Here is a 24,614-nt window from a genome sequence, read left to right as displayed (position 1 = left end):
CGCTAAGCAGACCTGATCGCGATGGCGGACAGGTCGTTGGCGGCATCGATCGGCACGCCTGACGCCTTCCGTTCGGAATAGCGGTCCGCCAACTGGCCGGCATGGGCGCGGGTCAGGACGGTGAAGCGGACCAGTTCCTCCATCACGTCGACGATGCGGTCGTAGTAGCTGGACGGCTTCATGCGGCCGTTTTCGTCGAATTCCATGAAGGCCTTGGCGACGCTGGACTGGTTGGGGATGGTGATCATCCGCATCCAGCGGCCCAGCAGGCGCAGGGTGTTGACGGCGTTGAAACTCTGCGAGCCGCCGGACACCTGCATGACCGCCAGTGTGCGGCCCTGGGTCGGGCGCATGCCGCCCATGTTGAGCCGCAGGTGATCGATCTGAAGCTTCATGATCCCCGAAATCTGGCCGTGGCGTTCCGGGCTGCTCCAGACCATGCCCTCCGACCACAGGGCGTGCTGGCGCAGCTCGTGGACGGCGGGGTGATCGTCGTAATCGACCTGATCGGTCAGCGGCAGGTCCGACGGATCGAAGATGCGGATCTCGCAGCCCATGAAGCGCAGAAGGCGCGCGGCTTCCTCGACGCACAGGCGGGAAAATGACCGATCCCGCAGCGAGCCGTAGAGCAGCAGGATGCGCGGCGGATGGTCGTTCGGACCGAGACCCAGCGCGGGCTGGCTGGACAGGTAGGCCGGGTCGAGCGCGGGCAGGTGGTCGGGATCGGGCAGGTCGCGAAGGCGGGTCATTGGATACGCAGATCCTTGAACATGAAGGTCGCCGAGGCCGGGCACAGGCGGCTGAACTGCCGGGAGGCGGCTATGGCGGGCGGGGCGGCTGACCGAAGGGCGACCGAGTAGCCGCGCCGCTGGAAGAAGGCGGCGGCCGAGGTCGTGAGCAGGTAGAGGCCGGACGTTTTCCGATCGGCCGCCTCAGTTTCCAGCCAGGACAGGATCGCTGAGCCGTGGCCTCCGCCGCGACGGCTGTCGACGACGACTATGGAACGGATCAGGACGTCGGGGCCGACCAGTTCTAGCCCGCCGTAGCCGACCAGCCCCTCGCCATTCTCAAAGCGGAAGAAGCGCCGGCCGGGTTCGTGGAGATCATCCGTCGGCAGCCCGGCGGCCTCCAGCGCGGCGATGAGGTCGGGAGTGGGCTCGGGCAACTCCACGGCGCTGAAGGCCATCAGCAGACATCCTTCTTCGGCGCGGTTGCGGGGAAGTAGCGGCGGCCCAGCCACAGGGCGACCGAGACCAGCAGGATCAGCACCGGCACCTCGACCAGCGGGCCGATGACCGCCGCGAAGGCGACCGGCGAGGCCAGACCGAAAGCCGCGATGGCGACGGCGATCGCCAGTTCGAAGTTGTTGGAGGCGGCGGTGAAGGCCAGGGCCGTGGTGCGCGGATAGTCCGCCTCGATCAACCGCCCCATCAGGAAGCTGACCACGAACATGACGAAGAAGTAGATCGTCAGCGGAATGGCGATGCGCAGGGCGTCCAGCGGCAGGGCGACCACTTCGGCGCCCTTGAGGCTGAACATGGCGACGATGGTGAAGAGAAGGGCGATCAGGGTGATCGGCGCGATGCGTGGCAGGAAGCGCGTCTCGTACCAGTCATTTCCCTTCCTCGCGACCAGCGCCCGCCGGGTCAGGAAACCGCCGAGGAAGGGCAGGCCCAGATAGACCAGGACGGCGCCGGCGATGGTCCAGACGCTGACGTCCACCACGCTGCTCTCCAGCCCGAACAGGGGCGGCAGCACGGTCAGGAACAGCCAGGCGTAGAGGCTGAAGAAGGCGATCTGGAAGATCGAGTTGAAGGCGACCAGGCCCGCCACATACTGGTTGTCGCCGCGCGCCAACTGGTTCCAGACCAGCACCATGGCGATGCAGCGGGCCAGGCCGATCAGGATGACGCCGGTCATGTATTCCGGCTGGTTGCGCAGAAAGATCACCGCCAGGGCGAACATCAGCACCGGCCCCAGCACCCAGTTTTGGAACAGGGACAGGGCAAGCACGCGCTTGTCGGCGAAAACGCGCGGCAGTTCCTCGTATTTCACCCGCGCCAGCGGCGGATACATCATCAGAATCAGGCCGATCGCGATGGGGATGTTGGTCGTCCCGACCGAGAGGCCGTCGATCCAGCCGGGAAGCCCGGGCACAAGCGTGCCCAGCAGCACGCCCAGCGCCATTGCCGCGAAAACCCACAGCGTCAGCCAGCGATCGAGGAAGGATAGGCGGCGCTGCGGCTGCTTAGCAATCACGGCGTCGACCATCAGCGGACCCTCCGACCCTCGGCGTCGATGACGACTTCGCCGTCCTCCTTGGCGAAGGGCGCGAGCCCTTCCGGCGGCAAGAGGTCGAGAACCGCCTCGGACGGTCGGCACAGCTTCACTCCTAGCGGCGACACGACGATCGGGCGGTTCAGCAGGATCGGATGGGCCTCGATGGCGTCCAGAAGCTGGTTATCCGTCAGGGCGGGATCGCCGAGGCCCAGTTCGGCGAAGGGCGTGCCCTTCTCGCGCAAAAGGCTGCGCAGCGGAACGCCCATGCGCCTGACCAGCCCCGTGATCATGGCGCGGCTGGGCGGCGTCTTCAGATACTCGATGACGTGGGGCTCGATCCCGGCGTGACGGATCAGGGCGAGGGCGTTGCGCGACGTTCCGCAGGCGGGGTTGTGATAGATGACGACGTCCATGAGGTCCTCAGGCGCGGCAGGGCGCGAGTTCGGCCAGCAGGGGCTCGCACAGTTCGGCGCGGCCCTGGCAGCAGTCCTTCAGCAGGAACAGGACTAACGCCTGAAGGCGATCCAGGTCAGCCCGGTAGATGATCGACCGGCCGCGGCGCTCGGAACTGATCAGACCGGCGCGGGACAGAACCCCGAGGTGGGCCGACATGGTGTTGGCAGGCACGGCGAGCGCGTCCGCGATCTCGCCGGCGGGCAGGCCAGCGGGTTCATGCCGGACCAGGAGGCGGAAGGTCTCCAGCCGCGTGGGCTGGGCCAGGGCGGCGAGGGCGAGAATGGCGGGTTCTGATTCCATAATTCCAAGATGATGGAATTAATGGCATTGTCAATCAAGCTGGTGACGGTAAGACCGAGGCGTTCAGAAGCGAGATAGACGCGTGCTGATCCACGCACGCGATGGCTCCCGGAGAAGCGGCTTGCTGAGAGGCATCGCTCAGGCGAGGCTTATCATTCTGATTTCAGATGCTTGCGAGAGTTTTGGCGCCGTCCAGTGGAAATGGTCCACTGACGGCCATGGGAAATTGAAGAGACCCTCCGAAGGTGTTCGGAGGGTCTTTCTCTCAGGGCGTCGTCACTGTGGCGATCAGTAGGCGTAGGTCAGGTCCACGCCCCACATGCGGGGTTCGGTCAGACCCACGAACGGCGTGCCCAGGGTGGTGGCGGTGATGTTGTTGACCCCTGTCACATACTGATTGTCGAACAGGTTGTTGACGTAGACGCCGAGCTGATAGCGCGCGTTCGCGGTCCGCCAGTAGAGGCGCGCATCCGTGCGGTTCTGAGCCTCGGACGGGTCGAACCAGGGGGTCTTCAGGCACGAGCCCTGGCCCGTCGAGGTGGTGTTGCAGCGACCCTCGCCGCGATAGGCATGGACGACCTGCATGTCGAGCGAGCCCGCGCCGCCCAGGTCGTGACGATAGGAGACGCCCGCCGAGGCCGACCAAAGAGGCTCGCCCGTAGGCTGTCCGGCCAGATCCCCGGCGTCAGTGATTTTCCGGTTGTAGGTGGCGTCGATGTACTGGGCGTTGGCGAACAGGTTCAGGCCCTCGATGGGCTGCACGTCCAGTTGCATGTCGAGGCCCCAGGCCGTGTCGTCGCTGGTCTCGACGAGATACTGCGGCACGCTGGAGCCCGCCGGCACGACCAGGCGGATCGATTGCTTGCCGTCATAGTCGTACTGGAAGGCCGAGATGTTGAGGCGGGCGTTGGCGCCGAGGTCGCTCTTCAGGCCGATCTCGAAGTTCTGGACGTCCTCGTTGTCGAAGCGCGAGGCGACCTCGACGCTGTTGAAGCCGCCGGCCTTGTAGCCCTTGGCGTAGGAGAAGAAGACCATCGCGCTGTCGGTCAGGTGATAGTCGGCGACGAAGCGTGGGCTCAGATCCTCCCACGAATCCGACAGCTTGCAGGTCACGCCTTCCTGAACCGTGACGCCGTTGTCGCAAGGCACGCCGGCCAGGGCGGACAGGTCGAAAACGTAGTCGGAATAGAGGTAGCCGAGCGCTGGCCCCATGTTGTCGCTCAGCACGAAGTTGACCATCGGATCGTTGAGGACGGCGTCCAGTTCGGGCGCGATGCGCCGACCGTTCAGCCACTGGAAGGTCTTCTTGTCGCGCGTATAGCGCAGGCCGAACGTCAGGTTCAGGCGATCGGAGGCGGCCCAGATGACGTCGGCGAAGACGGCGGTCGCGTCGAAGTCGCCCTCGTTGATCATGTCCTCCTGCCAGCTGTGACCCAGGGTGCTGGCCGGAATGCCGGCCATGCCCAGGATCATGTCGGCCAGCGTGAACAGCGGCATGCCCGCCGCATTGGTCAGGATCATGTTGATGGTGTCGGTGGTGGCGAAGGTGTCGCTGCGCTGCTTGGCGTTTTCGGAATAGTAGCTGGCGCCGGCGATCCAGTTGAAGGTGCCGGTTTCGCCGGCGAGGCGGAATTCCTGATACCAGGACCGGTTCTTTTCCCGGTTGTTGGTGTCGAAGTAGAGGTCTGGCCGGTTGGTGCCGTCCTCGTCCTCGCGGTTCTCGGTCTTGAACTGCCGGACCGAGGTCAGGGAGGTGAAGTCGATGTCGCCGAAGGCGTGGGTGATGGTCAGCACGCCCTCGTCGAGACGGCGCGTCTCGTGATTGTCGATGACGTCGTTGAAGACGCGCTTCTCGAGCGGATTGGTGTAGTCGGCGGGATCGGGCGGGAAGGCGGGCAGGCCCGGCGCCGCCGGGATGGGCGCGACGCCGATGGCCGGGCGGGCGTCCTGGTCGATCTCGTCATGGCTCCAGCTCAGGATGGCCTGGGTCCGGGGCGTGACGTCCCAGCGCAGGGCCGCGCGGGCCGCCCAGTTGTCTTCGCGGTCATAGTCCTCTCCGGTGGCGCTATCGATCAGCCAGCCGTCCCGTTGGTTCACCAGGGCGTTGACCCGTAAGGCCATGGCGTCGTTGATCGGCAGGTTGATCAGGCCTTCGAGGCGGCGCTTGTCGTATTCGCCGAGGCGGACGCCCAGCCGGGCCTCGAGCTCGTCGCTGGGCTTGTTGGTGGTGATGGAGACAGCGCCTGCGGCGCTGTTGCGGCCGAACAGGGTGCCCTGCGGCCCCTTCAGCACCTCAACCCGCGCCACGTCGCTGAAGGCCAGCAGGGCCGCGCCCGAGCGGGCGGCATAGACGCCGTCGACATAGACGCCGACCGCCGGGTCGGTGCCGACGCCGAAGTCCGAGGTCGCGACGCCGCGAATGCTGTAGCGCGCCTGGGTCGGGCTGGTGTTCGAGACCGACAGGCCGGGCACGAAGACGGCCATGTCGCCGATGTCGTCCGCCGCCAGGGCCTCCAGCGCTTCGGCGGTGACCACGTTCACCGTGATCGGCACTTCTTGCAGGCTTTGTTCGCGGCGTTGCGCGGTGACAATGACGTCGTCCAGCGACGTCGCGTCCTGCGGCGCTGCCTCCTGCGCCCAGGTCAGCCCCGGCGCGGTCAGCGCGGCCAACGCCACGCCGACGGCCAGCGTCGCCTTGCGGCGGAATTCCATCTTGGTCATAGCGGCCCTCCCAAACCCCCGGTCCCTAAACTTCACGAAACAGAATATTATTCCGTTTGACAAGGGGGAGAGCGCCTGGACGGCTTACAGGGACGTTCAGTCGTGTTAGACGGCCTGAGGATTGGGGCGGAGAGGATGACGTCAGTGGGCCCGCGCGCGCTGCAAGAAATGACCACACCGGCCAGTTCGCTGGGACGGCGCACGGCGCCGATGCAGAAGCGTGCGCGCGACCGGATCGACAGCGTGCTGGCGGCGACCGAGCGTCTTCTGGCCACGACCTCCGTCGACACGATCACCACCAGCAGCATTGCGGCCGAAGCCAATGTGCCGGTCAGCTCGATCTACCGCTATTTCCCGAACGTCTTCGCCATCTACAAGGAGCTGTTCGAGACCCTGGTGGCGCAGCTTCACACTCGCATCGCCGAGATTCTCGAGAACCCGCAGTACACCACGTGGCGCGAGCGCCATCTGGCGGTGATGCTGGCCTTGCGCAAGACGCTGAACGAGGATCCAGCCTATCGGCCGCTGTTCCACCTGATGCTGACGACGCGCGAGCTGCGGATCGTCAAGGAACACGCCAATGCGCAGATCGCGGCCTATCTGGCGGCGCGCTGGGAGCGGGGGCTCGACGGCTTCCACGGCGGCGCGCCTCTGGCGGTCGCCCGCATGGCCACCGAAATCTTCACCTCGTTCGAGACCCTGACCAGCGGTGAAGCCCAATCGGAATGGACCGACCGTCTGTTCGCCGAGGCCACGGTGGCCCTGGAGCGGTATCTCTCGGCCTATCTGGAAGACTAGGTCCGGTTGGCTTCGCGACCTCAGGTCATGCGTCGCAGCAGCGCCAGCCTGGCCTTGGTGAAGGGCGGATAGCGGACGCTGGCGTCCAGGGCGAAGCTGCGCTTCAGCACGGCGCGGCGGTGGCTGAAGGTCTCGAAACTGAACCGTCCGTGATAGGCGCCCATGCCGCTTGCCCCGACGCCGCCGAAGGGCAGGTTGGGGTTGGCCATGAAGACCACCGCGTCATTGATCGTCGCCGAGCCTGATCGCGTCGAGGCGATGATCCGGTCGGCGGTCGCCTTGTTCCTGGTGAAGGCGTAGAGCGCCAGGGCCGGCGAACGGGCGTTGATGGCCGCCAGCGGCGCATCCAGCGTCTCGTAGGGCAGGACCGGCAGGATGGGACCGAAGATCTCCTCGGCCAGCACCGGGGCATCGGGCGAGACCTCGGTCAGGATCGTGGGCGCGACATAGCAGGCATCGACATCGGCCACGCCGCCCGTGACCGCACGACCGTCGGCCAGCAGGGCCTGCAGGCGCGCGGCGTGGCGCGGGTTGACGATGCGTCCGTAGTCCGGGCTCGATTTGGGGTCGGGGCCGAACATGGTCGTCACCGCCTGCCTCAGCTCGTCCAGCAGCCGGGCCTCGACCGAGGCGGCGACATAGACGTGATCCGGCGCCACGCAGATCTGACCGGCGTTGAGGAAGCGGCCCCAGACGATGCGCCGGGCCGCCACCGCCAGATCGGCTGTCTCGTCGACGATGCAGGGGTTCTGGCCGCCCAGTTCGAGCACGACCGGCGTCAGATGCTTGGCCGCGGCCGCCATCACGAACCGGCCCACCCGTTCCCCGCCGGTGTAGAAGATCAGGTCGAACTTCTGGGCCAGCAGGGCGGTCGAGACGTCCGCATCGCCCTCGACCACGGCGAAGGCGCGCGGGTCCAGGTAGCGCTCCACCAGCCGGTTCAGCAGGGCCGATGACCGGGCAGCCATTTCCGAGGGCTTGATGACGGCGCAGTTGCCCGCCGCGATCGCCCCGACCAGCGGCCCCAGAACCAGCTGGAAGGGATAGTTCCACGCTCCGATGATCAGGGTCACGCCGTATGGCGCGGCCTCGATGACACTCTTTCCGGGCTGGATCGCGAGCGGCGTCGCGACGCGTTGAGGGCGGCTCCAGCGGCCGATGTGCTTGCGCGCGTGCGTCGCTTCCTTGCGGACGAAATCGATCTCGGCCGTGCAGGCCTCGCCGAAAGGCTTGCCCAGGTCGGCCGCCAGGGCCTCGGCGATCCCGGTCTCGTTCTCGAGCATCATCCGTTCGAGCGCAGCGAGCTGGCTCCGGCGCCAGGCCAGATCGCGCGTCAGGCCGCTTTCGAAGCCGGCGCGAAGGGTCTGAACGACCGAGGCGACCTCGGGAGCGGGGGCAGGGGGCCGCAGGGGCTCTACCGACATGATCCCTCCATTGAATCGATCCAGAAGCGGACGAGGGCCACACCCTCGGCATGGGCGGTCGAGCGGCCGATCTCGGGCATCATCACGGCGGGATTCGTCGAGGCCATGCGATAGGGAATGATCGACGCCCTGGCGTCGCCCGGCACGATGTCGAAGCGAAGATTGCCGGTGCCGGGACCGGCCGCGACCGGCAGCTTGCACGTGCCGGAGGCCCTCGACAGCGGTGTGGCGGCGTTCAGATACAGGCCTGAGGTGTCGGCGGGCCCTTCGGGGTTGTGGCAATGGCCGCAGTTGACGTCGAGATAGGCCCGCGCCCGCGCCTCGAGCGATGCGCTGGCGTCCGTCCACGACACATCCTTCGGGGCGTCTTTCGGATCGGCGAGGCCGCGCAGGTAACCCGTCTTGGTCAGGCGGGTCAGCTGGTTCTCGGTTCCATCCGCATAGGCGAAGTCGCGATTGAGCAGCCGGGGCTTGGGGCCGATGGGCTGGATGACGCGCGTGGCCACATTGGTCGCGTGGCAGGCCGAGCACTGGGTCACGTTCGGCACGATGTAGGAGAAGGTCTGGTCCGTGCCGTCCTCGCGCGCCAGCTTCAGCGGGACCACCGCGCCGACCCGGTGCAGGACCGCCTCGGTCTGGGCCTCGTTCCAAAGATAGGTGAGGGCGGCCCAGCCTTCCGGCCGATGGATCAGCAGCCGGGTCTCGACCATGCGGACCTGCTTCAGGTTCAGCCCTTCGCCGTCGTGGATGAGGGCCTGGTCGGCCTGCTGCAGCACTCGGCCGCCGCGTCCGGTCTGATAAAAGAAGGTCTTGGTGATGACCGTCCCGACAGGGAAGGACAGTTCGTCGTCGCCCGGCTTGTAGTCCGCCGCGGCGCCGGGGGGCATCCAGATGGTCCGCAGCTTCTGCGCATAGTCGGTGAACAGCGGCGTCGTGACGTCATAGGGGGTGACGCGCTGGCCCAGGACCAGGGCGTCGTCGGCAACCTGAACCATGCCCCAGTCCCGCAGGGACCTGGGGTTCTCGGTGGCGAAATAGGTCGGATCGACCAAGGCCTGTTGGGGCTGGGCCCTGGTGCAGGCCGCCGTCCCGGCGACGAGGGCCAGGCAAAGGACAAGCAGATTGAACCGGGTCATGGCGCCGCGTCAGGCTCCCGGCAGGACGACGGGCGACAGACGCGGCAGGGTGCATTTGTGCGCCGTCATGTCGGTGTTCGGGTTGGCGTACTTGTTCGGGCCGTCCACGTTCAGAACCCCCGCCTCGCCGTTGTCGATGCAGATGCGCAGCGGGGCGGGCATCTGGCCGTTCACCAGACGCTTGGGATTGACGTAGCCGTCCCAGACGATGTCGGGGAAGCGGCCCGTCGGCCCGAACTTGGCCACGCGCAAGGCCTGCAGATCCATGCCGTCGGGCGAGTTGCCGCCGCCGCTGAAACGGTTGTCCTTGATCAGGATGGCCTCGGGGTAGGGGTCGAAGTCGCCGCTCATGGCGCTGTCGGAATAGCCGGCGGAAAACAGGCTGGAGATGATGATGTTGGCGGTCTTGTTGTCGGCGATGTCGTTGTCGAAGATCTCGACCTGATCATTGGAGTTGACGATCACGCCCGTGCCTGCCGGAACGCTGGCGACCGGGGTGCCGGCGTGGCCGAAGTTGCGCGTATTGTTGGCGACCGAGCGGTTCTTGTAGACGCGCGTCCGGTATCCCGCCTGCTGCAGCTGCGGCATGTTGAAGACCAGAATGCCGCCGGTGTTGTTAGTGGCAAGGTTTTCATAGACGTCGGCGTCGATGCAGTTCTCGATCTCGATCCCCGCAACGTTGAACTCCGCCCGGTTGCGGCGAACCACGACGTTCTTCGACTGGCCGACATAGATGCCGGCGTCGGACGCGCCGATCGCCACGCTGTCCTCGATCAGGACGTTGCGCGTCTGCACCGGATAGATGCCGTAGGCGCCGTTCTCGGTCTTGGGCCCTTGCGTCCATTCCGTGCGGATCCGGCGCACGACGATGTTCTCGCCCTCGTTGATCTTCAGGGCGTCGCCCTTGGTGTCTTCAAGCGCCAGGTCCTCGATGGTGAAGTTGCTGGCCGTGACCAGCAGGCCCTGCGCCCCGGCGGCCTGATTGCGGAAGTTCAGGATGGTCTTGTCCATGCCCTGACCACGAATGGTCACGCCGTCGACGGCCAGGCTCAGGCTGGTGTCGATGGTGAAGACGCCCGCCGGGATTTCGATGACCGTGCCGGGCTTGGCGTCGATCAGCTTCTCCATCAGCTCGTTCTGGTAGGTGGTGTTCGCCTTGGAAAGGTCCGTGCCCTTCTCGGCGGGCTTGGCTCCGCAGGCCCCCAACACCAGCATCAATGCGACCGGCAGCCATGTGCGCGCCATCATGAGTTCCCCTCCAGAACGCTCGTGAGTGTTTCCCCATCAAGAGGTTTTCATAACGGCGTCATTCTCGCAAGACGAAAACGAAACTGTTTCCGTTTTGGCGGTGGTTGCGCGTCCAAGGCGGCTAGGCGCGCTGCAGGTCCAGCTTCATGCCGGCCACGATCAGGCAGGCGTTGTCCGCGATCGACGCGATCCGCTGGTTCAGTCGGCCGGCCTCGTCGCGGAAGCGGCGTCCAAGGGCGTTGTCGGGGACCAGGGACCAGCCGACCTCATTGCTGACCACCCAGACGGCGGCGGGGCAGGATGAAAGCGCCAGGGCCAGATCGTCGATGGCGGCGGCGACGTCGCGGTCGGCCAGCATCTGATTGCTGAGCCACAGCGTCAGGCAGTCGACCACGACCACGTCCTCGGCCGACAGGTCGCGCAGCGCCTCAGCCAGTTCGAGGGGCGCTTCGAGAGTGCGCCAGTCGTCGCCGCGATCGGTCCGATGCCGGTCGATTCGATCGCGCATCTCTTCGTCGAAGGCCTCGGCGGTGGCGATCATCAGGGGAGGGCGGCCGGTTCCGGCCTCCGCCTGTTCAGCCTGTCTCTGGGCATAGGCGCTCTTGCCCGAACGGGCGCCGCCGAGAACCAGGGTGATGGCCATGCTTGTCTCTCCGGTTGACCTCAGGGGCGCGCGGTCCTACTGCCACGGTCGCGTCAGGTTCCCCGAAAGGGGATTGAAAGGGAACGGAGTGTGAAACTCCGGCTGTTCCCGCAACTGTAAGCGGCTAGCCCGCGCGTCATACGCCACTGGCGGTCCGGAAGGCCACGGCCTGAAACGACTTCTGGGAAGGCGACGCGCACCGGCGTTGATCCGCGAGCCAGGAGACCTGCCTGTCGCCGTCGTTCTCCGCGCGGTCGGGATGTGCCGGGCGGTCGAGGCAACTCGTGTGACGACAGTCGTAAACCAGCCGCGTCAGCGGCCGCTTTCGCTCATCCGGGCGGAGGCCGGTCCGGCGCGGCGTCGTCATATGGAGAACCGGAATGAACCGGACCGCATTCGCTACCCTGGCCGCCGCCAGCCTTCTTGCCGCCGCCCCCGCCTTCGCCGCCGAAGTCACCGACCAGCAGGCCTCCGCCCCCGACGTGGCCGGCCGCGCCGGCGCCACCGCCGTGGCTGACGTCATCGTCACCGCCAACCGCTCGGCCCAGCCGATCGAGCGCGTCGGCGCCTCGGTCACCGTCCTGACCCAGGCCGCCATCGAGGCGCGCCAGACCCCGGCCGTGGCCGAGCTTCTGGCCCAGACCCCGGGCGTCAGCTTCACCCGTAACGGCGGCGTCGGAACCACGACGGGCGTCAACATTCGCGGCGCCGAGAGCCAGCACACCGTTGTCCTGATCGACGGGGTCAAGCTGAACGACCCGTCTTCGACCCAGGGCGGCTTCAACTTCGGCAATCTGCTGGTCGGCGATACGGCCCGCATCGAAATCCTGCGCGGCGCCCAGTCGACCCTGTGGGGCAGCCAGGCCATCGGCGGCGTGGTCAACATCGTCACCGCTGAGCCGACCGAAGCCCTGCAAGGCAGCTTCGACGCCGAAGCCGGCGCGCGCGGCACGACCTATTTCCGCGGCGGCGTCGGCGGCGCCAATGACCGCCTCAGCTGGCGTCTGGCCGCCAGCCGCTATGACACCGACGGCTTCTCGGCCTTCGCCAAGGGGACCGAGGACGACGGCTACACCAACACGGGCCTGTCGGGCCGCCTGAATCTGAAGATCACCGACGCCGTTTCCCTGGACCTGCGCTCTGTCTGGTCGAACGGTCAGAACGACTTCGACGCCTTCAACGGCGACAGCCGCGAGTACGGCAAGACCAAGGAACTGGTCGGCTACGCCGGGCTGAACTTCGACCTGCTGGACGGCCGTTTCCGCAACCGGATCGGCTATGCCTACACCGACACCAACCGCCTCAACTACAACCCCGCGACTGCGGCCCAGCCGTTGACCTTCGACGCGGCGGGCGAGAACCGCCGTTGGGAATACCAGGGCACGTTCGCCGTCACCGAGACGCTGAACACCACCTTCGGCATTGAGAGCGAACGTTCGGGAATGCGTACGCGTTCGCCCTCGAGCTTCAACCCGAACCCGGCGTTTGCGCGCGGTGAAGCCGACCTCGACAGCGCCTATGCCCAGGTTCAGTGGACGGTGCTGGACGGCCTGACCCTGACCGGCGGCCTGCGCTACGACGACCACGCCCAATACGGCCACAACCTGCTGGGTCAGGTCGCGGTGGCCTGGGCGCTGAACGACGGCGACACCGTCGTGCGCGCCAGCTGGGGCCAGGGTTTCCGCGCGCCGGGCCTGTATGAGCTCTACAGCGAATACGGCAATCTGACGCTTCAGCCGGAAGAGTTCGACAGCTGGGAAGTCGGCATCGAGCAGCGCCTGTTCGACCGCGCCGTGGTCTCGGCCACCTACTTCAACCGTCAGGCCGACAACGAAATCCGTTACAACGGCTGCTCGACGCCCTCGACCGACCCGCTGTGCACCGTCAACGGCGTGGGCCGTTGGGGCTACTACCGCAACGTTCAGAAGACCGAGGCGCAAGGCGTCGAACTGATCGGCCGCGTCGACGTGACCGAGCGTCTGAACCTCAGCGCCAACTACACCTGGACCGACGCCAAGAGCGCCTCGGGCGCCACGGACGGCAAGCGCCTGACGCGTCGCCCCGAGCACATGGCCAACTTCGCCGCCGACTATGCGTGGCCGGTGGGTCTGAAGACCGGCGTGGCGGTGCGCTATGTGGGCGAGACCTTCAACAACGACGCAAACACCGTCGTCGTGGGCGAATACACCCTTGTCGACATCCGCGCCTCCTATCCGATCAACGACAACCTTGAAGTCTATGGCCGGATCGAAAACGCCTTGGACGAAGAGTATCAGACGGTCCTGAACTACGGCACGCCGGGGCAGGGCGTGTTCGGCGGCGTTCGCGTCCGGTTCTGATCCCATGCATGACGCCGCGTTTCTGACGACGGCGACCCGGCACGGCGGCGGTCTGATGAAGGCCGCCGCCGCCTATCCCGACGCGCCGAAGCCCTGGCTGGACCTGTCCACCGGGATCAACCCCGAGCCGTGGCGCGGCCCGCGCGCCCCGGAGGCGGAGCTGAACCGTCTGCCCGATCCCGCCGCCCTGGTCGCGCTGGAGACGGCGGCGGCGGCGGCCTTCGGCAGCGCGCCGGAACGGACGGCGGCGGCAGCCGGGGCCGAGGCGGCGATCCGCCTTCTGCCCCTGCTGCTGGGCGTGCGCTCGGTCGAGATCGTCGGTCCGACCTACGGCGCCCATGCCGAGGCCTGGCGAGCGGCGGGCGTGGCGACGCGCCTGATCGCAGCCGATCAGGCGGCGACGTCGCAGGCGGGCGTGCTGATCATCGTCAATCCGAACAATCCCGACGGCCGTTTGACCCGGCGCGCCGACCTGATCGCCATGGCGCGCGAGCGTTCGGCCGCGGGACGCTGGCTGGTGGTGGATGAGTCCTTCATCGAGTGCACGCCGGGCGACAGCGTGTCGGACCTGGCCGAACCCGGCCTGATCGTCCTGCGCTCGTTCGGCAAGTTCTATGGACTGGCTGGCGTGCGGCTGGGCTTTATGCTGGCCGCGCCGGGTCTGATTGCGCGTCTGCGCGCCCTGCTGGGCGACTGGCCCGTCGGGGCGGACGCCTTGATCATGGGGCGGGGGGCCTATGCCGACGCGGATTGGCGGCGGCGCACCGAGGCGGCTCTGGCCGAGCGGGCCGACCGGCTGGACGACGTCCTGTCGCGGGCCGGGTTCCATATCGTCGGCGGGACCAGCCTGTTCCGCATGACCCGCACGCCGAACGCGGCGCTCTGGTTCCAGCATCTGTGCCGCTTGGGCGTTCTGACCCGGCCCTTCGATCATACTCCGGACGGTCTGAGGTTCGGCGTGCCGAGCGAGCGCGACCTGCCGCGCCTGATGCATGCGCTGGAGGCCTTCGCATGAGGACAACGCGGCGACAGGCGCTGGCGGGCGCTCTGGCTGGCGCGGGGGCGGCCGTGGTCGCCGGCCCCGCGGCGGCGGTCGCCGCCCCGAGGCGGGTGGTGTCGCTGAACGCCTGCCTTGACGCCATTCTGGTTCATGTCGCCGACAGGGGGCAGATCGCGGCCCTCAGCCACTATGCGCGAGAGCCGGTCGGCTCGACCATTTCCGAGGTGGCCAAGACGCTGCCCTACACCTGGGAGACGGCGGAAGAGGTCATCGCTCTGCGACCCGACCTGGTGCTGACCAGCCGTCACAGCGCCCTGGCCACCCGCAATGCGCTGGGCCGGATGAACATCCCGACCGAACTGTTCGCCGTGCCCGACAGCGTGGCGACCAGTCTGGACCAGGTGCGCGAGGTGGCCCGTCTGGTCGGCCGTCCGGCGCGCGGCGAGACACTGATCGCCCGCATCGAGGCCGCCATCGCCGCCGCCGCGCCGCCGCCGGGATCGCGGCCGTTGAAAGCCCTGGTCTATCAGCCCAACGGCTTCGCCGCCGGGCGCGGCACCCTGATGGACGAGATGATGTCCCGCGCCGGGTTCGAGAACGTCGCTGACCTCTATGGCCTGGGCAAATGGGGCAATGTGCCGGTCGAGCGTCTGCTGGCGGATCCGCCGCAGGTCCTGCTCAGCGGGGTGCCTGTTCAAGGATCGCGGACCTGGGCCGACCGGGTGATGCGTCACCCGGCGCTGGCCTCGCTGTCCGGTCGGATGGTGCAGGCGCGACTGGAAGAGAAGCTGCTCTATTGCGGCGGCCCGGTGCTGATCCAGACCGCCGCTGCCCTGGCTCGGGCGCGCCGCACGGCGCTGGAGGCCCTGACATGACCCTGCCGCGTCCCTTGATCCTGATCGGGCTTCTGGTCCTGATCGCCGTTCTGTCCGTCGCCAGCATGAGCGCGGGGCGCGTCTGGGTGCCGTGGAGCGATTGGGCCAGCCAGCAAGGCGACCCCGCCTGGGCCATCCTGTTCGAGTTGCGCCTGCCGCGCACCATTCTGGCCCTGATGGTCGGGGCGGTGCTGGGCCTGACCGGGGCCGCGCTGCAGGGCTATACGCGCAACCCTCTGGCTGATCCGGGGATGCTTGGCGTCTCGACCATGGCGGCGCTGGGGGCGGTGTTGACCTTCTATCTGGGCGCGGCGGCCAGCGCGCCCTGGGTGCTGCCGATCGCGGCCATGTTGGGCGCCGGGCTGGGCGTGGTCTTCTTGTTGGCGCTGGCAGGTGCGACCAGCAGCGTCGTCACCTTCATCCTTGCAGGCGTGGTGATCCAGACCATGGCGGGCGCCGGGGTGGCGCTGGCGCTGAACCTGGCCCCCAACCCCTGGGCGGTGAACGAGATCGTCAACTGGCTGATGGGCTCCCTGGCCGACCGCAGCGTCGTCGAGCTGAAGTTGGCGGCGCCCGGCATGATCCTCGGCTGCCTGCTGCTGATGACGCAGGGGCGGACGCTGGACGCCCTGACCCTGGGCGAGGCCGGGGCGCGATCATTGGGGGTGCGGCTGGATCTGGGACGGTTGGTATTGGCGTTCGGGGCCGCCCTGGCGGTCGGTTCGGCGGTGTCAGTGACGGGTTCGATCGGTTTCGTCGGCCTGATCGTGCCGCACCTGTTGCGCCCCCTGATCGGGGCCCGCCCCGGCGGCCTGCTGTTGCCCTCGGCCCTGGGCGGGGCGGCGCTGGTGCTGGCGGCGGACATCCTGGTGCGGCTGACGCCTTCGGCGTCTGAGATCAAGCTGGGCGTGGCCATGGCGGCCCTGGGCGGCCCCTTCTTCCTGGTCCTGTTGATCGGCATGAGGAGGAAGCTGGCATGAGCCTTCTGAGCGCGGAAAATCTGTCGGTCAGTCTGGGTGACAAGGCGGTGCTGAACGGCATCGGCGCGGCCTTTGCGCCAGGACTGGTGACGGCGGTGGTCGGACCGAACGGGGCGGGCAAGTCCACGTTGCTGGACTGTCTGGCGGCCTTGAGGAGGCCCGATGCGGGGCAGGTGACGCTTGACGAACGCCCCCTGCGCGACCTGCCATCGCGAGAACGGGCGCGCCGTATCGCCTATCTGCCCCAGAACGCCGAGATCGCCTGGGCGGTGGACGGCCGCACCTTTGTCGGTCTGGGACGCACCCCCTGGGTCGGCGCCTGGGGGCTGACGGCGGAGGATCGCCTGGCCGTGGATCGCGCCATGGCCGTGACCGGTGTTCAGGCGTTCGCCGAACGCGTCGTCTCGACCCTGTCGGGCGGCGAACGGGCGCGGGTCCTGATAGCGCGAGCCCTGGCGGGCGATCCGCAATGGCTCCTGGCCGACGAGCCCCTGGCAGGGCTGGACCCGGGCCATGTGCTGGATGCCTGCGACCTGTTCCGGCGGCTGGCGGATGATGAGGGGCGAGGCGTCATCCTGACCCTGCATGACCTTGATGCGGCTCTTCGCGTGGCCGACCGGGTCATCGTTCTGGCCAACGGACGCGTGTTGGCGGATGCGCCGCCCCGCGAGGCCTTGTCTTCCCAGGTGCTCAAGGCGGCCTATGGCGTCGAGGCGCACACCCTGGCGGGCGTGCGCGGCCCCGTGCTGGAGATGGTCGGCCGTGCCCGCTAGCGCGCCCACGCCATGGATCGTCGCCGGAGCCCTGCTGGTCGAGGGGACGATTGGCTGGCCCCGTCGCCTTCGACATCCGGTGGTAGCGGTCGGCGCACTGGTCGCGGCGCTGGAGAAGCGCTGGAACGGTGTTGAGCGGCCAGAGAAGGCCAGGCGCATTCTGGGCGTTGCGACGATCCTAATTCTGATCGGCGTCGCGGGCGGTGTCGGTTGGGGTGTCGAGATACTGGCGGAAGCTGTCCCGTTGTGGCCGGGACTGGCGCTGGTCCTCGTCTGCGGCGCGACTGGGCTGGCGGCGCGCAGTCTGTTCGATCACGTCCGCGCCGTCGCCAAGCCTCTGACTGCGGGCGATCTGCCCGCCGCGCGTCTGGCGGTCAGCATGATCGTTGGCCGGGATGTAGAGGCGATGGGCGAGGGCGAGGTGGCCGCCGCCGCCTTGGAAAGTCTGGCCGAAAGTTTCTGCGATGGGGTGGTTGCGCCGGTCTTCTGGTTCCTGGTCGGCGGCCTGCCGGGTCTGTTCGCCTACAAGGCGGTCAACACGGCTGACAGCATGATCGGCCACATGGAGGATCGCTGGCGCGCCTTCGGCTGGGCCGCGGCGCGGACCGACGACGTGATGAACTGGATCCCGGCCCGGATCGCAGGCGGCCTGATCGCACTGGGCGGCTGGCAAGGCTGGCGGATCATGTGGCGTGACGCCCGCAAGCACGCTTCGCCCAATGCGGGCTGGACCGAGGCCGCCATGGCGGGGGCGCTGAGGGTCAGGCTGGGCGGGCCGGTTCGCTACGACGGCGTCGTCGCCGATCGACCCGATTTCGGCGACTGGGCGCCGCCGCGCGCCCATGATCTGCGGCGTGGTCTTCGCGTCTATGGTGTTGCCTGCGCCGCGCTGATTCTGCTCTTGATCGCCGGAGGCTTCGTGTGGCCGCGCTGACCCTTGCTGACCTGTTTACGGCGCCTGCTTTGGACCGATCTTCGGAGGCCGCCTTGCAGGCGGCGCTGGACGGCAAGGCCAAGCCGCCGGGCGCCCTCGGGCGAATCGAGGAACTGGCCCTGACGCTGGGCCTGATCCAGAAGAAGTCGAAACCGGTCATCAGGCAACCTGTCCTGCTGGTCTTCGCCGGGGACCATGGTCTGACGCGCTCAGGCGTGGCGGCCTTTCCGTCCGGGGTCACCGTGGCCATGGTCGACACATTGCTGGCGGGCAAGGCCAGCGCCAACGCCTTCGCCCGCGTGGTCGGAGCCGAGGTGCGGGTGATCGACGCGGGCGTGACGGCGGACCTGTCGGACCGCGCGAGGCTGGTCCACGCCAAGATCGCGCCGGGCACGGCGGACGCCTCGGTCGAACCGGCCATGACGGCGGCGCAGGCCGAGGCCGCCTTGCTGGCCGGCGCACGGGTAGCTGAAGACGCCATCGTCAGCGGCGCCGACCTGATTGCCCTGGGCGAAATGGGCATCGGCAACAGCGCCTCGGCGGCCCTGCTGATGCACCGGTTGGCGCCCGCGCCGCTGGACGACTGCGTGGGGCAGGGGGCGGGTCATTCGCCGGAGGGCATGGTGCGAAAGCGCGCGGTTCTGGCTCAGGCGGCGGCACGGTCCGACGCCACGGCCCCGTTCGATGTGCTGACCCAGTTCGGCGGCTATGAGATCGCCATGATGGCCGGGGCCTTGCTGGCGACGGCCAAGGCGGGGGTTCCGGTTCTGGTCGATGGTTTCATCGGCACGGCGGCGTCCTTGCTGGCCGTCCGACTGGCGCCCGCCGCGCGGGACTATTGCCTGTTCGCCCATGCCTCGGCTGAGGCGGGGCATCGCCTGATGCTGGAGGCCTTGAATGCCCGACCCTTGCTGGGCTTGGACATGAGGCTAGGCGAAGGGACTGGCGCCCTGCTGGCCGTGCCTCTGGTTCAGGCGGCCTGCGCACTGCTGTCGGAGGTCGCTGACCTGTCGGACGTGCTGGAGGCCGTAGGGTGATCCGGCATGAAGGGCGGCTGTTCGTCTGTGCGGTGCAGTTTCTGACCCGTATCCCGACGCCGCAGTTGGCCGGGTTTCAGCCGGAATGGATTCAGCAAAGCGCGCGCTATTACCCGTTGGTCGGCCAGATCGTCGGCGGCGTGTCGGCCCTGATCCTCTATGGTGCGGCCCAGGTCTGGAGCCCGTGGATCGCGGCCTTGCTGGCCGTCGGCGCCGGGATCGCCCTGACCGGCGGCTTTCACGAGGACGGGCTGGCCGACACGGCGGACGGGCTGGGCGGGGGACTGACCCGCGAGCGGCGGCTGGAGATCATGAAGGACAGCCGGCTGGGCTCCTATGGCGCGCTGGCGCTGGGGCTGACGCTGGCTCTGCGCGTCGCGGCTCTGGCCATGCTGGCGCAGGTCTCGCCCCTGTTCGCGGCGGTCGCATTGCTGGCTTCGCATGGTCTGGGCCGGGCGGCGGCGGTCGGGGCCATGACGATCATGCCCTATGGCGGCGATCCCGGCATGGCCAAGGAGGGCAAGCCTGATCGGGCCTCAGTCGTCGGGCTGGCGGTGGCGGTTCTGATCGCCCTGTGGCCGCTGGCCTTCTTCTCGCCGGTCACGGGGGCGGGGGGCGTCGCGCTGGGCCTGCTGGCCGCCGCCGTTCCGGCCTGGCTGGCGTGGCGGCTGATCGGCGGACGTACAGGGGATGTTCTGGGCGCGGTCGAGCAGGCGTTCGAGGTCGGCTTCCTGCTGGCCGTCGCCGGGCTGGCGATCGCATGAAGCTGATCGTCGCCCCCCTACATGACGTCGCCGGCCTGGTGGCGAGCCACCGGCCGTCACACCTCATCAGCCTGGCTTCGCCCAGGCACGTCGATGCGCCGTTGGCCGACGCGCCGCCGCATCGGCTGGACCTGAGGTTCAACGACATCGCCGCGCCGCGCGAGGGTTTGGTTCCGCCGACCGAGGCGGACATCGCTGCCCTGCTGGCCTTCGCCGAGGGTTGGGACGGGACGCGGCCCTTGTTGATCCACTGCTGGGCGGGGGTCAGTCGCTCGACAGCGGCGGCCTATGTCATCGCCTGCGCCCGGTCCGAACCGGGGCGGGAGCAGGCATGGGCCGCGCGCCTGCGCGTCGCCGGCCCGACCGCCACGCCCAACCCCCTGATCGTGGCCCTTGCCGATCGCCTGTTGAACCGCGACGGCGCCATGGTCCGCGCCGTCGCCGCCATCGGGCGCGGCATCGAGACCGCCTGGGGCGCGCCCTTCGAACTGGACCTGTCGCCGCAAGGAGCCTCGCGCTGATGACCGAAGCCGATCTGAACGCCCGCCACGCTGAGAAGATGAAGAAGGTCCAGGCTGCTCGCGCCCGGATGATGGCGACCAAGACGGTCGAGCGCGGTCTGGTCATCGTCCACACCGGGACGGGCAAGGGCAAGTCGACGGCGGCTATGGGCATGGTCTGCCGCATGATCGGCCACGGCATGAAGACCTCGATCATCCAGTTCATCAAGGGGGCGATGGAGACGGGCGAGCAGACCCTGTTCGACGCCTTTCCCGAACTGGTCGAGATGCGGCCCATGGGCGAGGGCTTCACCTGGGACACCCAGGACCGGGCCGCCGACATCGCCAACGTCCGGCGCGCCTGGGAGGCGGCCAAGGCCCGGATCATGGACCCTGACTGGAAGATGGTCGTCTGCGACGAGCTGAACATCGCCCTGCGCTACGACTACCTGCCGGTCGAGGAGGTGCTGGCGGTTCTGGCCGTGCGCCCCGCCGACACCCACGTCGTCATCACCGGCCGCAATGCGCCGGACGCTTTGATCGAGGCGGCGGATCTGGTCACGGACATGCAGATGGTGAAGCATCCGTTCCGCAACGGCGTGAAGGCCCAGGCCGGGATCGAGTTCTGATGACGGCGCGTCTGGTGGTCTGCACGACCTGCCGCTTCTCAAGCGAGGAGCCGGTGGACGCCGCCGGCCTGTCCGGAGGGCAGTTGTTGTTCAATGCGGTCGAGGCCGCTGTCGGCGCCGGTCAGCTGCGGGTCGAGCCGCAGGCCTGCCTGTGGGCCTGTTCCAGTCATTGTTCTGTCTATCTGAGCCAGCCGGGCAAGCCCGCCTATCTGGCCGGACGGTTCGCCCCGACCGAACAGGACGCCCGGGCGATCACCGACTTCGCCCGCCTCTATGCCGACAGTCCGGAGGGGGCGGTGCCCTATCGGGACTGGCCGGAAGGCATGAAGGGCCATTTCATCGCTCGTCTGCCCGCTCATTCGGCCTGACGCCGCATCGATCCTGTCCATTTCCTTCAGGCAAGGCGCGAACCCTTGCAGGCAGTTAGGCGTTGCTCGGGAAGCAGGCCTTCATGCCGCCGCTTGCGGAGGCGCAGGAACGAGGGGAACGCCTTGGCTTACGTCATAGCCTTGCCCACCGTCCTGCTTCTGCTCGCCTGCTTTGCGTGGCCTTCGATATCGTCGCGTCTCAAGCGTCGGTCGCGGCGGCGTAACAACCGGTACTGGCGCTGATCGATGGGGGCGCCATTTCTTGTCGACGTCTGCGTCTGCACGTTCAGGCGCCCCAGCCTGGCGGCGACCCTGGCTTCATTGAAGGCGCAGACGTTGCCGGCTGATCGTTTCCGGATCATCGTCGCGGACAACGATCATGAGCCCAGCGCGCAGGCCCTGGTCGAGCAGGTGCTCGAAGCGTGGGGCAGTTTTCTTTATCTCCATGCGCCGGCCCGTAACATCTCGGTGGCGCGCAACGCCTGCCTCGACGTCGCCACGGCCGACCATGTCGCCTGGATCGACGACGACGAGGTCGCGGATCCCGACTGGCTGGAATGTCTGATCGCGGCGCTTGAGCAGAACGACTGCGACGCCGTGTTCGGCTCTGTCCAAGCTCTCTATCCGGATGACGCGCCGCGCTGGAGCGTGTCTGCCGACCTCCATTCCATCCGCCCGGTGCAGACGTGTAGGGGCGTCGATACGGGCTTTACGTCGAACGCCCTGGTGAAGCGCGCCGTGATCGGCGAGCGACGCTTCGACCCGGACCTGGGGCGATCCGGCGGCGAGGACACGGACTTTTTCACCCGCCTGCACGCCGACGGGGCGCGGTTCGCGGCGGCGCCCGGGGCCGTGGTCCGAGAGACGGTGGGGCAGGAAAGGCTTCGTCTATCGTGGCTGCTGAGCCGCGCCTTCCGTTCCGGTCAGACGCACGCGCGACGGCATCTGACGCCGGGAAGCCGGCGGGCGACGCAGGCCGGGTTCGCTTTGGCCAAGGCCTGCGCCTGCGCCGGGATGGCGCTGCTCCGTCTCGCCAGTCCGGCGGGGTGGCGGCGGGCGCTCACGCGCGGGGCGCTCCATGTCGGCGTCGTGGCGCGTCTGGCGGGCGTGCGCGAAGGACAGCTGTACTAGACGGCGCCCGCGCGGACCTGTTCGTAGAGCGACAGATATAGGCGCCCGGACGCCTCCAGCCCCAGGGTTTCCTCAACATAGGCGCGCGGCTGGAACGTCTCGCGTCGGGCCCAGAAGGCGTCGAAGTCCAACTCCATGTCCTGGAGCTTGAACAGGGCGCCGCAGCGGTCGTCGAAATAGGGCGCGGTGCTGACCGTCAGGCCGGGCGGCGCCCGGGCGGCCAGGATGGGGTCCGTCAGTTCGCCTTCGTCCCAGGCGAAGACCGGCAGGCCGGACGCCATGGCTTCCTGATAGGCGATGCCCTGGGTCTCGTGCTCGCACAGGAAGATCATGACCCGGCTGCGGGCCAGGGAGGCCCGGAAATCCGAGACATGGTGCGCGCCGTAACGCACGACCTCCCAGGTCAGGCCGCGCGCCTTCAGATGGGCCTGACAGCGCTTCAGGACCGCGGGCACGCGCTCCTCGCGGAACCAGCGGATCTTGTCATAGATCACCACATCCGTGGTCTTGGGCCGGGACGACAGGTCGGGCCAAGCCACGGTGTCGATGCCGGCGAACCAGAGGGCGGACTTCGGGCCGACCCAGGGCTGATTGAAGTCGATCGCCCATTGCGACGGCTGGATCAGCAACTTGAAGCGCGACTGACCCGCCACGCGCGCGGCCTCCTCGCACAGGCCGTAGTCGCCGGGGCCGAAAATGACGGGATTGGGCAGGTCCACCTTGGCCACGACCGAGGGGTAGCCTGCGACGCCGATGGGCTGTTGCGGGTTCCGGCGCGCGGCGGCGAAATCATTGACGCGGACGCGCCAACCGACCGCTTCGAGGGACTTCTTCAGGCCGAGGAAGGCGGTGTAGAAACCGGTGTGGGTCTGCTTGCGCCTTAAGCTTCTCCAGGCGAAGCGCGCGCCTCGCCGCAAATGGGAACAGGTCTGTCCCACCAGTCCCGGCGCGGCCCTGAGCTCATAGCCGTCGTAGAACAGCAGCATGGTGCGCGGCGGCATCCTAGCCATGTCCGGGCCGAGGCGAGGGAGTCTGTTTTCGAAGATGGATCAGGCCGTAGGCGACCGCCGCCACGATGATCACCGTCGAGGAGTTGAACGGGCCGAACAGGTTCTCGACCTTGGCGCGCGCGGCGAAAACGATGCCGATCGAGGCGAGGAAGAGCCAGCCGGGCGTGCTGACGGGCGACATGGCGCGCAGCACGGTCCGCGCCAGGCCCGTGAACATGACGACGGCGATCAGTCCGCCGCCCGCATAGCCGAAATCGACCAGCCATTCGCGATAGTTGTCGTGGAAGCTGAAGCCCGCGCCGCTGGTCAGTCCGGCCCAACGCAACAGGCCGATCGTCTCGGCGCCGCTGCCCAGCCAGGTGGAGCGGAAACCGTGCCCCAGAAGCGGTCGGTCGGCGATCAACCGGTCGGCATAGGCCCAAAGGTAGTCTCGCCCCGTCAGGCCCACATCCTTGTGCAGGACGTTGACGACGAAGTCCTCCCACATCACGACCAGATCCGCCCGGAGCATCCAGAGCGGCACGGCGAAGGCCAGCAGGCACAGAACCAGCAGGACGCGGATCGCCGGCGGGGTCCGCGCGGCCACCATCAGAATGGCGAAGACTCCCCCGAACATCAGGGTCGCGAGAACGGCGCCGGCGGAAAAGCCGGTCAGCAGGACGAACAGGGCGGCGGCTCCTACCGGCAGGGTCGAAAGGCGCAGCCAGCGCGGCTGCGATCCGTCCACCGCCACGGCCAGGCCGCTGCACAGCAGCAGGTGGGTGAGCCCGCCCATCTCGTTCTTGGAGCCCAGGACGCCGATCAGGACAGGCCCCGCCAATGATGGTCCCTGGCGGCCCGAGAGCAGGCAGAGGGTCAGGATGACGGTGCTGCTGAGGAAGACGGCGCGCACGAACCCGTCCGGTCTCTGGACGCTGACCATCAGGACGGCGGCTAGAATGGTGATCCCGAGCTGTGATCCATAGCGAAGGCTGACTGAGGGGGCGGTCGACCACAGGGCGGACAAGACGGCCAGGGCGGCGACGAGCAGCAGCGGCCAGCACTGAAACACGCCCGCCAGGCTCTCGCGCGGCTTCAGCACGACTAGGGCCGCTGCGCAGACCATGATCATCAGCGGCGCGAGGGGCCCGAAGCCGCCCAGCCAGGTCGCGGTCAGCAGAAGGACGGAAGCCGTGCCGGCCAACAGATCGACCGGAGGGGCCAGGCGCGCCCGCGCGGGCCATCGCTCCCGTCTCGCCTCGATCAAGGTCCCAGCCCGCATCGCGATC

At 68.0% G+C, this 24,614-nt stretch carries 25 protein-coding genes and 1 riboswitch; of the genes, 13 read left to right on the top strand and 12 right to left on the bottom strand.

Features of this window, described 5'->3' with window-relative positions; genetic code table 11:
- Positions 1-2: 2 nt before the first annotated feature.
- The 6 genes from arsH to ACFYLW_RS07820 all read right to left on the bottom strand — a co-directional run bounded on the left by arsH (position 3) and on the right by ACFYLW_RS07820 (position 5,757).
- Positions 3-749 carry an arsenical resistance protein ArsH gene (gene arsH, locus ACFYLW_RS07845; protein ID WP_312063252.1) on the bottom strand — a complete coding sequence of 249 codons (747 nt, stop codon included), beginning with the start codon at positions 747-749 and terminating at the stop codon, positions 3-5.
- Positions 746-1,186 carry an arsenic resistance N-acetyltransferase ArsN2 gene (gene arsN2 / locus ACFYLW_RS07840; RefSeq protein WP_312063253.1) on the bottom strand — a complete coding sequence of 147 codons (441 nt, stop codon included), beginning with the start codon at positions 1,184-1,186 and terminating at the stop codon, positions 746-748. The genes arsH and arsN2 overlap by 4 nt, the downstream gene beginning before the upstream one ends.
- Positions 1,186-2,271: an ACR3 family arsenite efflux transporter gene (gene arsB / locus ACFYLW_RS07835; protein ID WP_312063254.1), complete on the bottom strand. Its 1,086-nt coding sequence runs from the start codon at positions 2,269-2,271 to the stop codon at positions 1,186-1,188. The genes arsN2 and arsB overlap by 1 nt, the downstream gene beginning before the upstream one ends.
- Positions 2,271-2,693, bottom strand: a complete 423-nt coding sequence (gene arsC, locus ACFYLW_RS07830; protein ID WP_312063256.1) for an arsenate reductase (glutaredoxin) — start codon at positions 2,691-2,693, stop codon at positions 2,271-2,273. Before arsC ends, arsB begins: the two co-directional genes overlap by 1 nt.
- A gap of 7 nt (positions 2,694-2,700) precedes the next feature.
- Positions 2,701-3,036, bottom strand: coding sequence for a metalloregulator ArsR/SmtB family transcription factor (locus ACFYLW_RS07825; RefSeq protein WP_312063258.1), 336 nt, complete (start codon positions 3,034-3,036; stop codon positions 2,701-2,703).
- Between the two features lie 288 nt (positions 3,037-3,324).
- Positions 3,325-5,757, bottom strand: a complete 2,433-nt coding sequence (locus ACFYLW_RS07820) for a TonB-dependent receptor (protein ID WP_390182949.1) — start codon at positions 5,755-5,757, stop codon at positions 3,325-3,327.
- Between the two features lie 144 nt (positions 5,758-5,901).
- Here ACFYLW_RS07820 and ACFYLW_RS07815 point away from each other — a divergent pair, with 144 nt between their 5' ends.
- A complete protein-coding gene (locus ACFYLW_RS07815; RefSeq protein WP_312063261.1) occupies positions 5,902-6,555 on the top strand; it encodes a TetR/AcrR family transcriptional regulator in 654 nt (217 codons plus the stop codon).
- Positions 6,556-6,575: 20 nt separating this feature from the next.
- Here ACFYLW_RS07815 and ACFYLW_RS07810 read toward each other — a convergent pair whose 3' ends face one another.
- The 4 genes from ACFYLW_RS07810 to cobU form a co-directional block, all read right to left on the bottom strand.
- On the bottom strand, positions 6,576-7,979 hold the full coding sequence (locus ACFYLW_RS07810; protein WP_312063263.1) for an aldehyde dehydrogenase family protein: 1,404 nt from the start codon (positions 7,977-7,979) through the stop codon (positions 6,576-6,578).
- Positions 7,970-9,115, bottom strand: coding sequence for an SO2930 family diheme c-type cytochrome (locus ACFYLW_RS07805; protein WP_312063265.1), 1,146 nt, complete (start codon positions 9,113-9,115; stop codon positions 7,970-7,972). The genes ACFYLW_RS07810 and ACFYLW_RS07805 overlap by 10 nt, the downstream gene beginning before the upstream one ends.
- Positions 9,116-9,124: 9 nt before the next feature.
- On the bottom strand, positions 9,125-10,360 hold the full coding sequence (locus ACFYLW_RS07800) for a parallel beta-helix domain-containing protein (RefSeq protein WP_390182948.1): 1,236 nt from the start codon (positions 10,358-10,360) through the stop codon (positions 9,125-9,127).
- Between the two features lie 124 nt (positions 10,361-10,484).
- The gene (gene cobU / locus ACFYLW_RS07795; protein WP_312063269.1) at positions 10,485-11,006 is read right to left on the bottom strand and encodes a bifunctional adenosylcobinamide kinase/adenosylcobinamide-phosphate guanylyltransferase; all 522 of its coding nucleotides are present in this window, start codon (positions 11,004-11,006) and stop codon (positions 10,485-10,487) included.
- 38 nt (positions 11,007-11,044) lie between these two features.
- A riboswitch (cobalamin riboswitch) is annotated at positions 11,045-11,255 on the top strand.
- Between the two features lie 131 nt (positions 11,256-11,386).
- Here cobU and ACFYLW_RS07790 point away from each other — a divergent pair.
- The 12 genes from ACFYLW_RS07790 (at position 11,387) to ACFYLW_RS07735 (ending at position 22,336) form a co-directional block, all read left to right on the top strand.
- A complete protein-coding gene (locus ACFYLW_RS07790) occupies positions 11,387-13,345 on the top strand; it encodes a TonB-dependent receptor plug domain-containing protein (RefSeq protein WP_390182947.1) in 1,959 nt (652 codons plus the stop codon).
- A 4-nt stretch (positions 13,346-13,349) separates the two neighbouring features.
- A complete protein-coding gene (cobD, locus tag ACFYLW_RS07785) occupies positions 13,350-14,360 on the top strand; it encodes a threonine-phosphate decarboxylase CobD (RefSeq protein ID WP_313471973.1) in 1,011 nt (336 codons plus the stop codon).
- On the top strand, positions 14,357-15,220 hold the full coding sequence (locus ACFYLW_RS07780) for an ABC transporter substrate-binding protein (protein ID WP_313471974.1): 864 nt from the start codon (positions 14,357-14,359) through the stop codon (positions 15,218-15,220). Before cobD ends, ACFYLW_RS07780 begins: the two co-directional genes overlap by 4 nt.
- A complete protein-coding gene (locus ACFYLW_RS07775) occupies positions 15,217-16,200 on the top strand; it encodes an iron ABC transporter permease (protein WP_312065239.1) in 984 nt (327 codons plus the stop codon). Before ACFYLW_RS07780 ends, ACFYLW_RS07775 begins: the two co-directional genes overlap by 4 nt.
- On the top strand, positions 16,197-16,973 hold the full coding sequence (locus ACFYLW_RS07770) for an ABC transporter ATP-binding protein (protein WP_312065238.1): 777 nt from the start codon (positions 16,197-16,199) through the stop codon (positions 16,971-16,973). Before ACFYLW_RS07775 ends, ACFYLW_RS07770 begins: the two co-directional genes overlap by 4 nt.
- Positions 16,963-17,907, top strand: a complete 945-nt coding sequence (gene cbiB, locus ACFYLW_RS07765) for an adenosylcobinamide-phosphate synthase CbiB (RefSeq protein ID WP_312065237.1) — start codon at positions 16,963-16,965, stop codon at positions 17,905-17,907. Before ACFYLW_RS07770 ends, cbiB begins: the two co-directional genes overlap by 11 nt.
- Before the next feature lie 29 nt (positions 17,908-17,936).
- Positions 17,937-18,944, top strand: coding sequence for a nicotinate-nucleotide--dimethylbenzimidazole phosphoribosyltransferase (gene cobT / locus ACFYLW_RS07760; protein WP_312065236.1), 1,008 nt, complete (start codon positions 17,937-17,939; stop codon positions 18,942-18,944).
- Complete coding sequence (gene cobS / locus ACFYLW_RS07755) at positions 18,941-19,708, top strand: adenosylcobinamide-GDP ribazoletransferase (RefSeq protein WP_312065235.1); 768 nt, start codon at positions 18,941-18,943, stop codon at positions 19,706-19,708. The genes cobT and cobS overlap by 4 nt, the downstream gene beginning before the upstream one ends.
- Entirely contained in the window at positions 19,705-20,229 is a 525-nt protein-coding gene (locus tag ACFYLW_RS07750; protein WP_312065234.1) for a hypothetical protein, read from the top strand. Before cobS ends, ACFYLW_RS07750 begins: the two co-directional genes overlap by 4 nt.
- Complete coding sequence (cobO, locus tag ACFYLW_RS07745; protein ID WP_312065233.1) at positions 20,229-20,837, top strand: cob(I)yrinic acid a,c-diamide adenosyltransferase; 609 nt, start codon at positions 20,229-20,231, stop codon at positions 20,835-20,837. Before ACFYLW_RS07750 ends, cobO begins: the two co-directional genes overlap by 1 nt.
- On the top strand, positions 20,837-21,205 hold the full coding sequence (locus ACFYLW_RS07740; protein WP_312065232.1) for a DUF1636 domain-containing protein: 369 nt from the start codon (positions 20,837-20,839) through the stop codon (positions 21,203-21,205). Before cobO ends, ACFYLW_RS07740 begins: the two co-directional genes overlap by 1 nt.
- Positions 21,206-21,451: 246 nt before the next feature.
- Entirely contained in the window at positions 21,452-22,336 is an 885-nt protein-coding gene (locus tag ACFYLW_RS07735; protein ID WP_312065231.1) for a glycosyltransferase, read from the top strand.
- Here ACFYLW_RS07735 and ACFYLW_RS07730 read toward each other — a convergent pair.
- Positions 22,333-23,346 carry a hypothetical protein gene (locus ACFYLW_RS07730; RefSeq protein ID WP_390182946.1) on the bottom strand — a complete coding sequence of 338 codons (1,014 nt, stop codon included), beginning with the start codon at positions 23,344-23,346 and terminating at the stop codon, positions 22,333-22,335. The genes ACFYLW_RS07735 and ACFYLW_RS07730 overlap by 4 nt on opposite strands.
- Positions 23,339-24,607, bottom strand: a complete 1,269-nt coding sequence (locus tag ACFYLW_RS07725) for an O-antigen ligase family protein (RefSeq protein ID WP_313471975.1) — start codon at positions 24,605-24,607, stop codon at positions 23,339-23,341. Before ACFYLW_RS07725 ends, ACFYLW_RS07730 begins: the two co-directional genes overlap by 8 nt.
- Between the last annotated feature and the right edge of the window lie 7 nt (positions 24,608-24,614).

The organism is Brevundimonas sp. NPDC007368 (assembly GCF_042869015.1).
Taxonomy (GTDB): Bacteria; Pseudomonadota; Alphaproteobacteria; order Caulobacterales; family Caulobacteraceae; genus Brevundimonas.
Note: the sequence above shows the minus strand (reverse complement) of the source record. Positions and strands in the feature narration are given on the sequence as shown.

Bases quoted from the DNA above. Each gene is read 5' to 3' on its own strand.
- arsC (WP_312063256.1), bottom strand. From the start codon at position 2,693: ATGGACGTCGTCATCTATCACAACCCCGCCTGCGGAACGTCGCGCAAC.
- ACFYLW_RS07790 (WP_390182947.1), top strand. From the start codon at position 11,387: ATGAACCGGACCGCATTCGCTACCCTGGCCGCCGCCAGCCTTCTTGCC.
- arsN2 (WP_312063253.1), bottom strand. From the start codon at position 1,186: ATGGCCTTCAGCGCCGTGGAGTTGCCCGAGCCCACTCCCGACCTCATC.
- ACFYLW_RS07740 (WP_312065232.1), top strand. From the start codon at position 20,837: ATGACGGCGCGTCTGGTGGTCTGCACGACCTGCCGCTTCTCAAGCGAG.
- ACFYLW_RS07800 (WP_390182948.1), bottom strand. From the start codon at position 10,360: ATGGCGCGCACATGGCTGCCGGTCGCATTGATGCTGGTGTTGGGGGCC.
- ACFYLW_RS07820 (WP_390182949.1), bottom strand. From the start codon at position 5,757: ATGACCAAGATGGAATTCCGCCGCAAGGCGACGCTGGCCGTCGGCGTG.
- ACFYLW_RS07805 (WP_312063265.1), bottom strand. From the start codon at position 9,115: ATGACCCGGTTCAATCTGCTTGTCCTTTGCCTGGCCCTCGTCGCCGGG.
- ACFYLW_RS07825 (WP_312063258.1), bottom strand. From the start codon at position 3,036: ATGGAATCAGAACCCGCCATTCTCGCCCTCGCCGCCCTGGCCCAGCCC.
- ACFYLW_RS07780 (WP_313471974.1), top strand. From the start codon at position 14,357: ATGAGGACAACGCGGCGACAGGCGCTGGCGGGCGCTCTGGCTGGCGCG.
- ACFYLW_RS07775 (WP_312065239.1), top strand. From the start codon at position 15,217: ATGACCCTGCCGCGTCCCTTGATCCTGATCGGGCTTCTGGTCCTGATC.
- cobO (WP_312065233.1), top strand. From the start codon at position 20,229: ATGACCGAAGCCGATCTGAACGCCCGCCACGCTGAGAAGATGAAGAAG.
- cobU (WP_312063269.1), bottom strand. From the start codon at position 11,006: ATGGCCATCACCCTGGTTCTCGGCGGCGCCCGTTCGGGCAAGAGCGCC.
- ACFYLW_RS07730 (WP_390182946.1), bottom strand. From the start codon at position 23,346: ATGGCTAGGATGCCGCCGCGCACCATGCTGCTGTTCTACGACGGCTAT.
- ACFYLW_RS07810 (WP_312063263.1), bottom strand. From the start codon at position 7,979: ATGTCGGTAGAGCCCCTGCGGCCCCCTGCCCCCGCTCCCGAGGTCGCC.
- arsB (WP_312063254.1), bottom strand. From the start codon at position 2,271: ATGGTCGACGCCGTGATTGCTAAGCAGCCGCAGCGCCGCCTATCCTTC.
- arsH (WP_312063252.1), bottom strand. From the start codon at position 749: ATGACCCGCCTTCGCGACCTGCCCGATCCCGACCACCTGCCCGCGCTC.
- cobD (WP_313471973.1), top strand. From the start codon at position 13,350: ATGCATGACGCCGCGTTTCTGACGACGGCGACCCGGCACGGCGGCGGT.
- ACFYLW_RS07725 (WP_313471975.1), bottom strand. From the start codon at position 24,607: ATGCGGGCTGGGACCTTGATCGAGGCGAGACGGGAGCGATGGCCCGCG.
- ACFYLW_RS07750 (WP_312065234.1), top strand. From the start codon at position 19,705: ATGAAGCTGATCGTCGCCCCCCTACATGACGTCGCCGGCCTGGTGGCG.
- ACFYLW_RS07770 (WP_312065238.1), top strand. From the start codon at position 16,197: ATGAGCCTTCTGAGCGCGGAAAATCTGTCGGTCAGTCTGGGTGACAAG.
- ACFYLW_RS07735 (WP_312065231.1), top strand. From the start codon at position 21,452: ATGGGGGCGCCATTTCTTGTCGACGTCTGCGTCTGCACGTTCAGGCGC.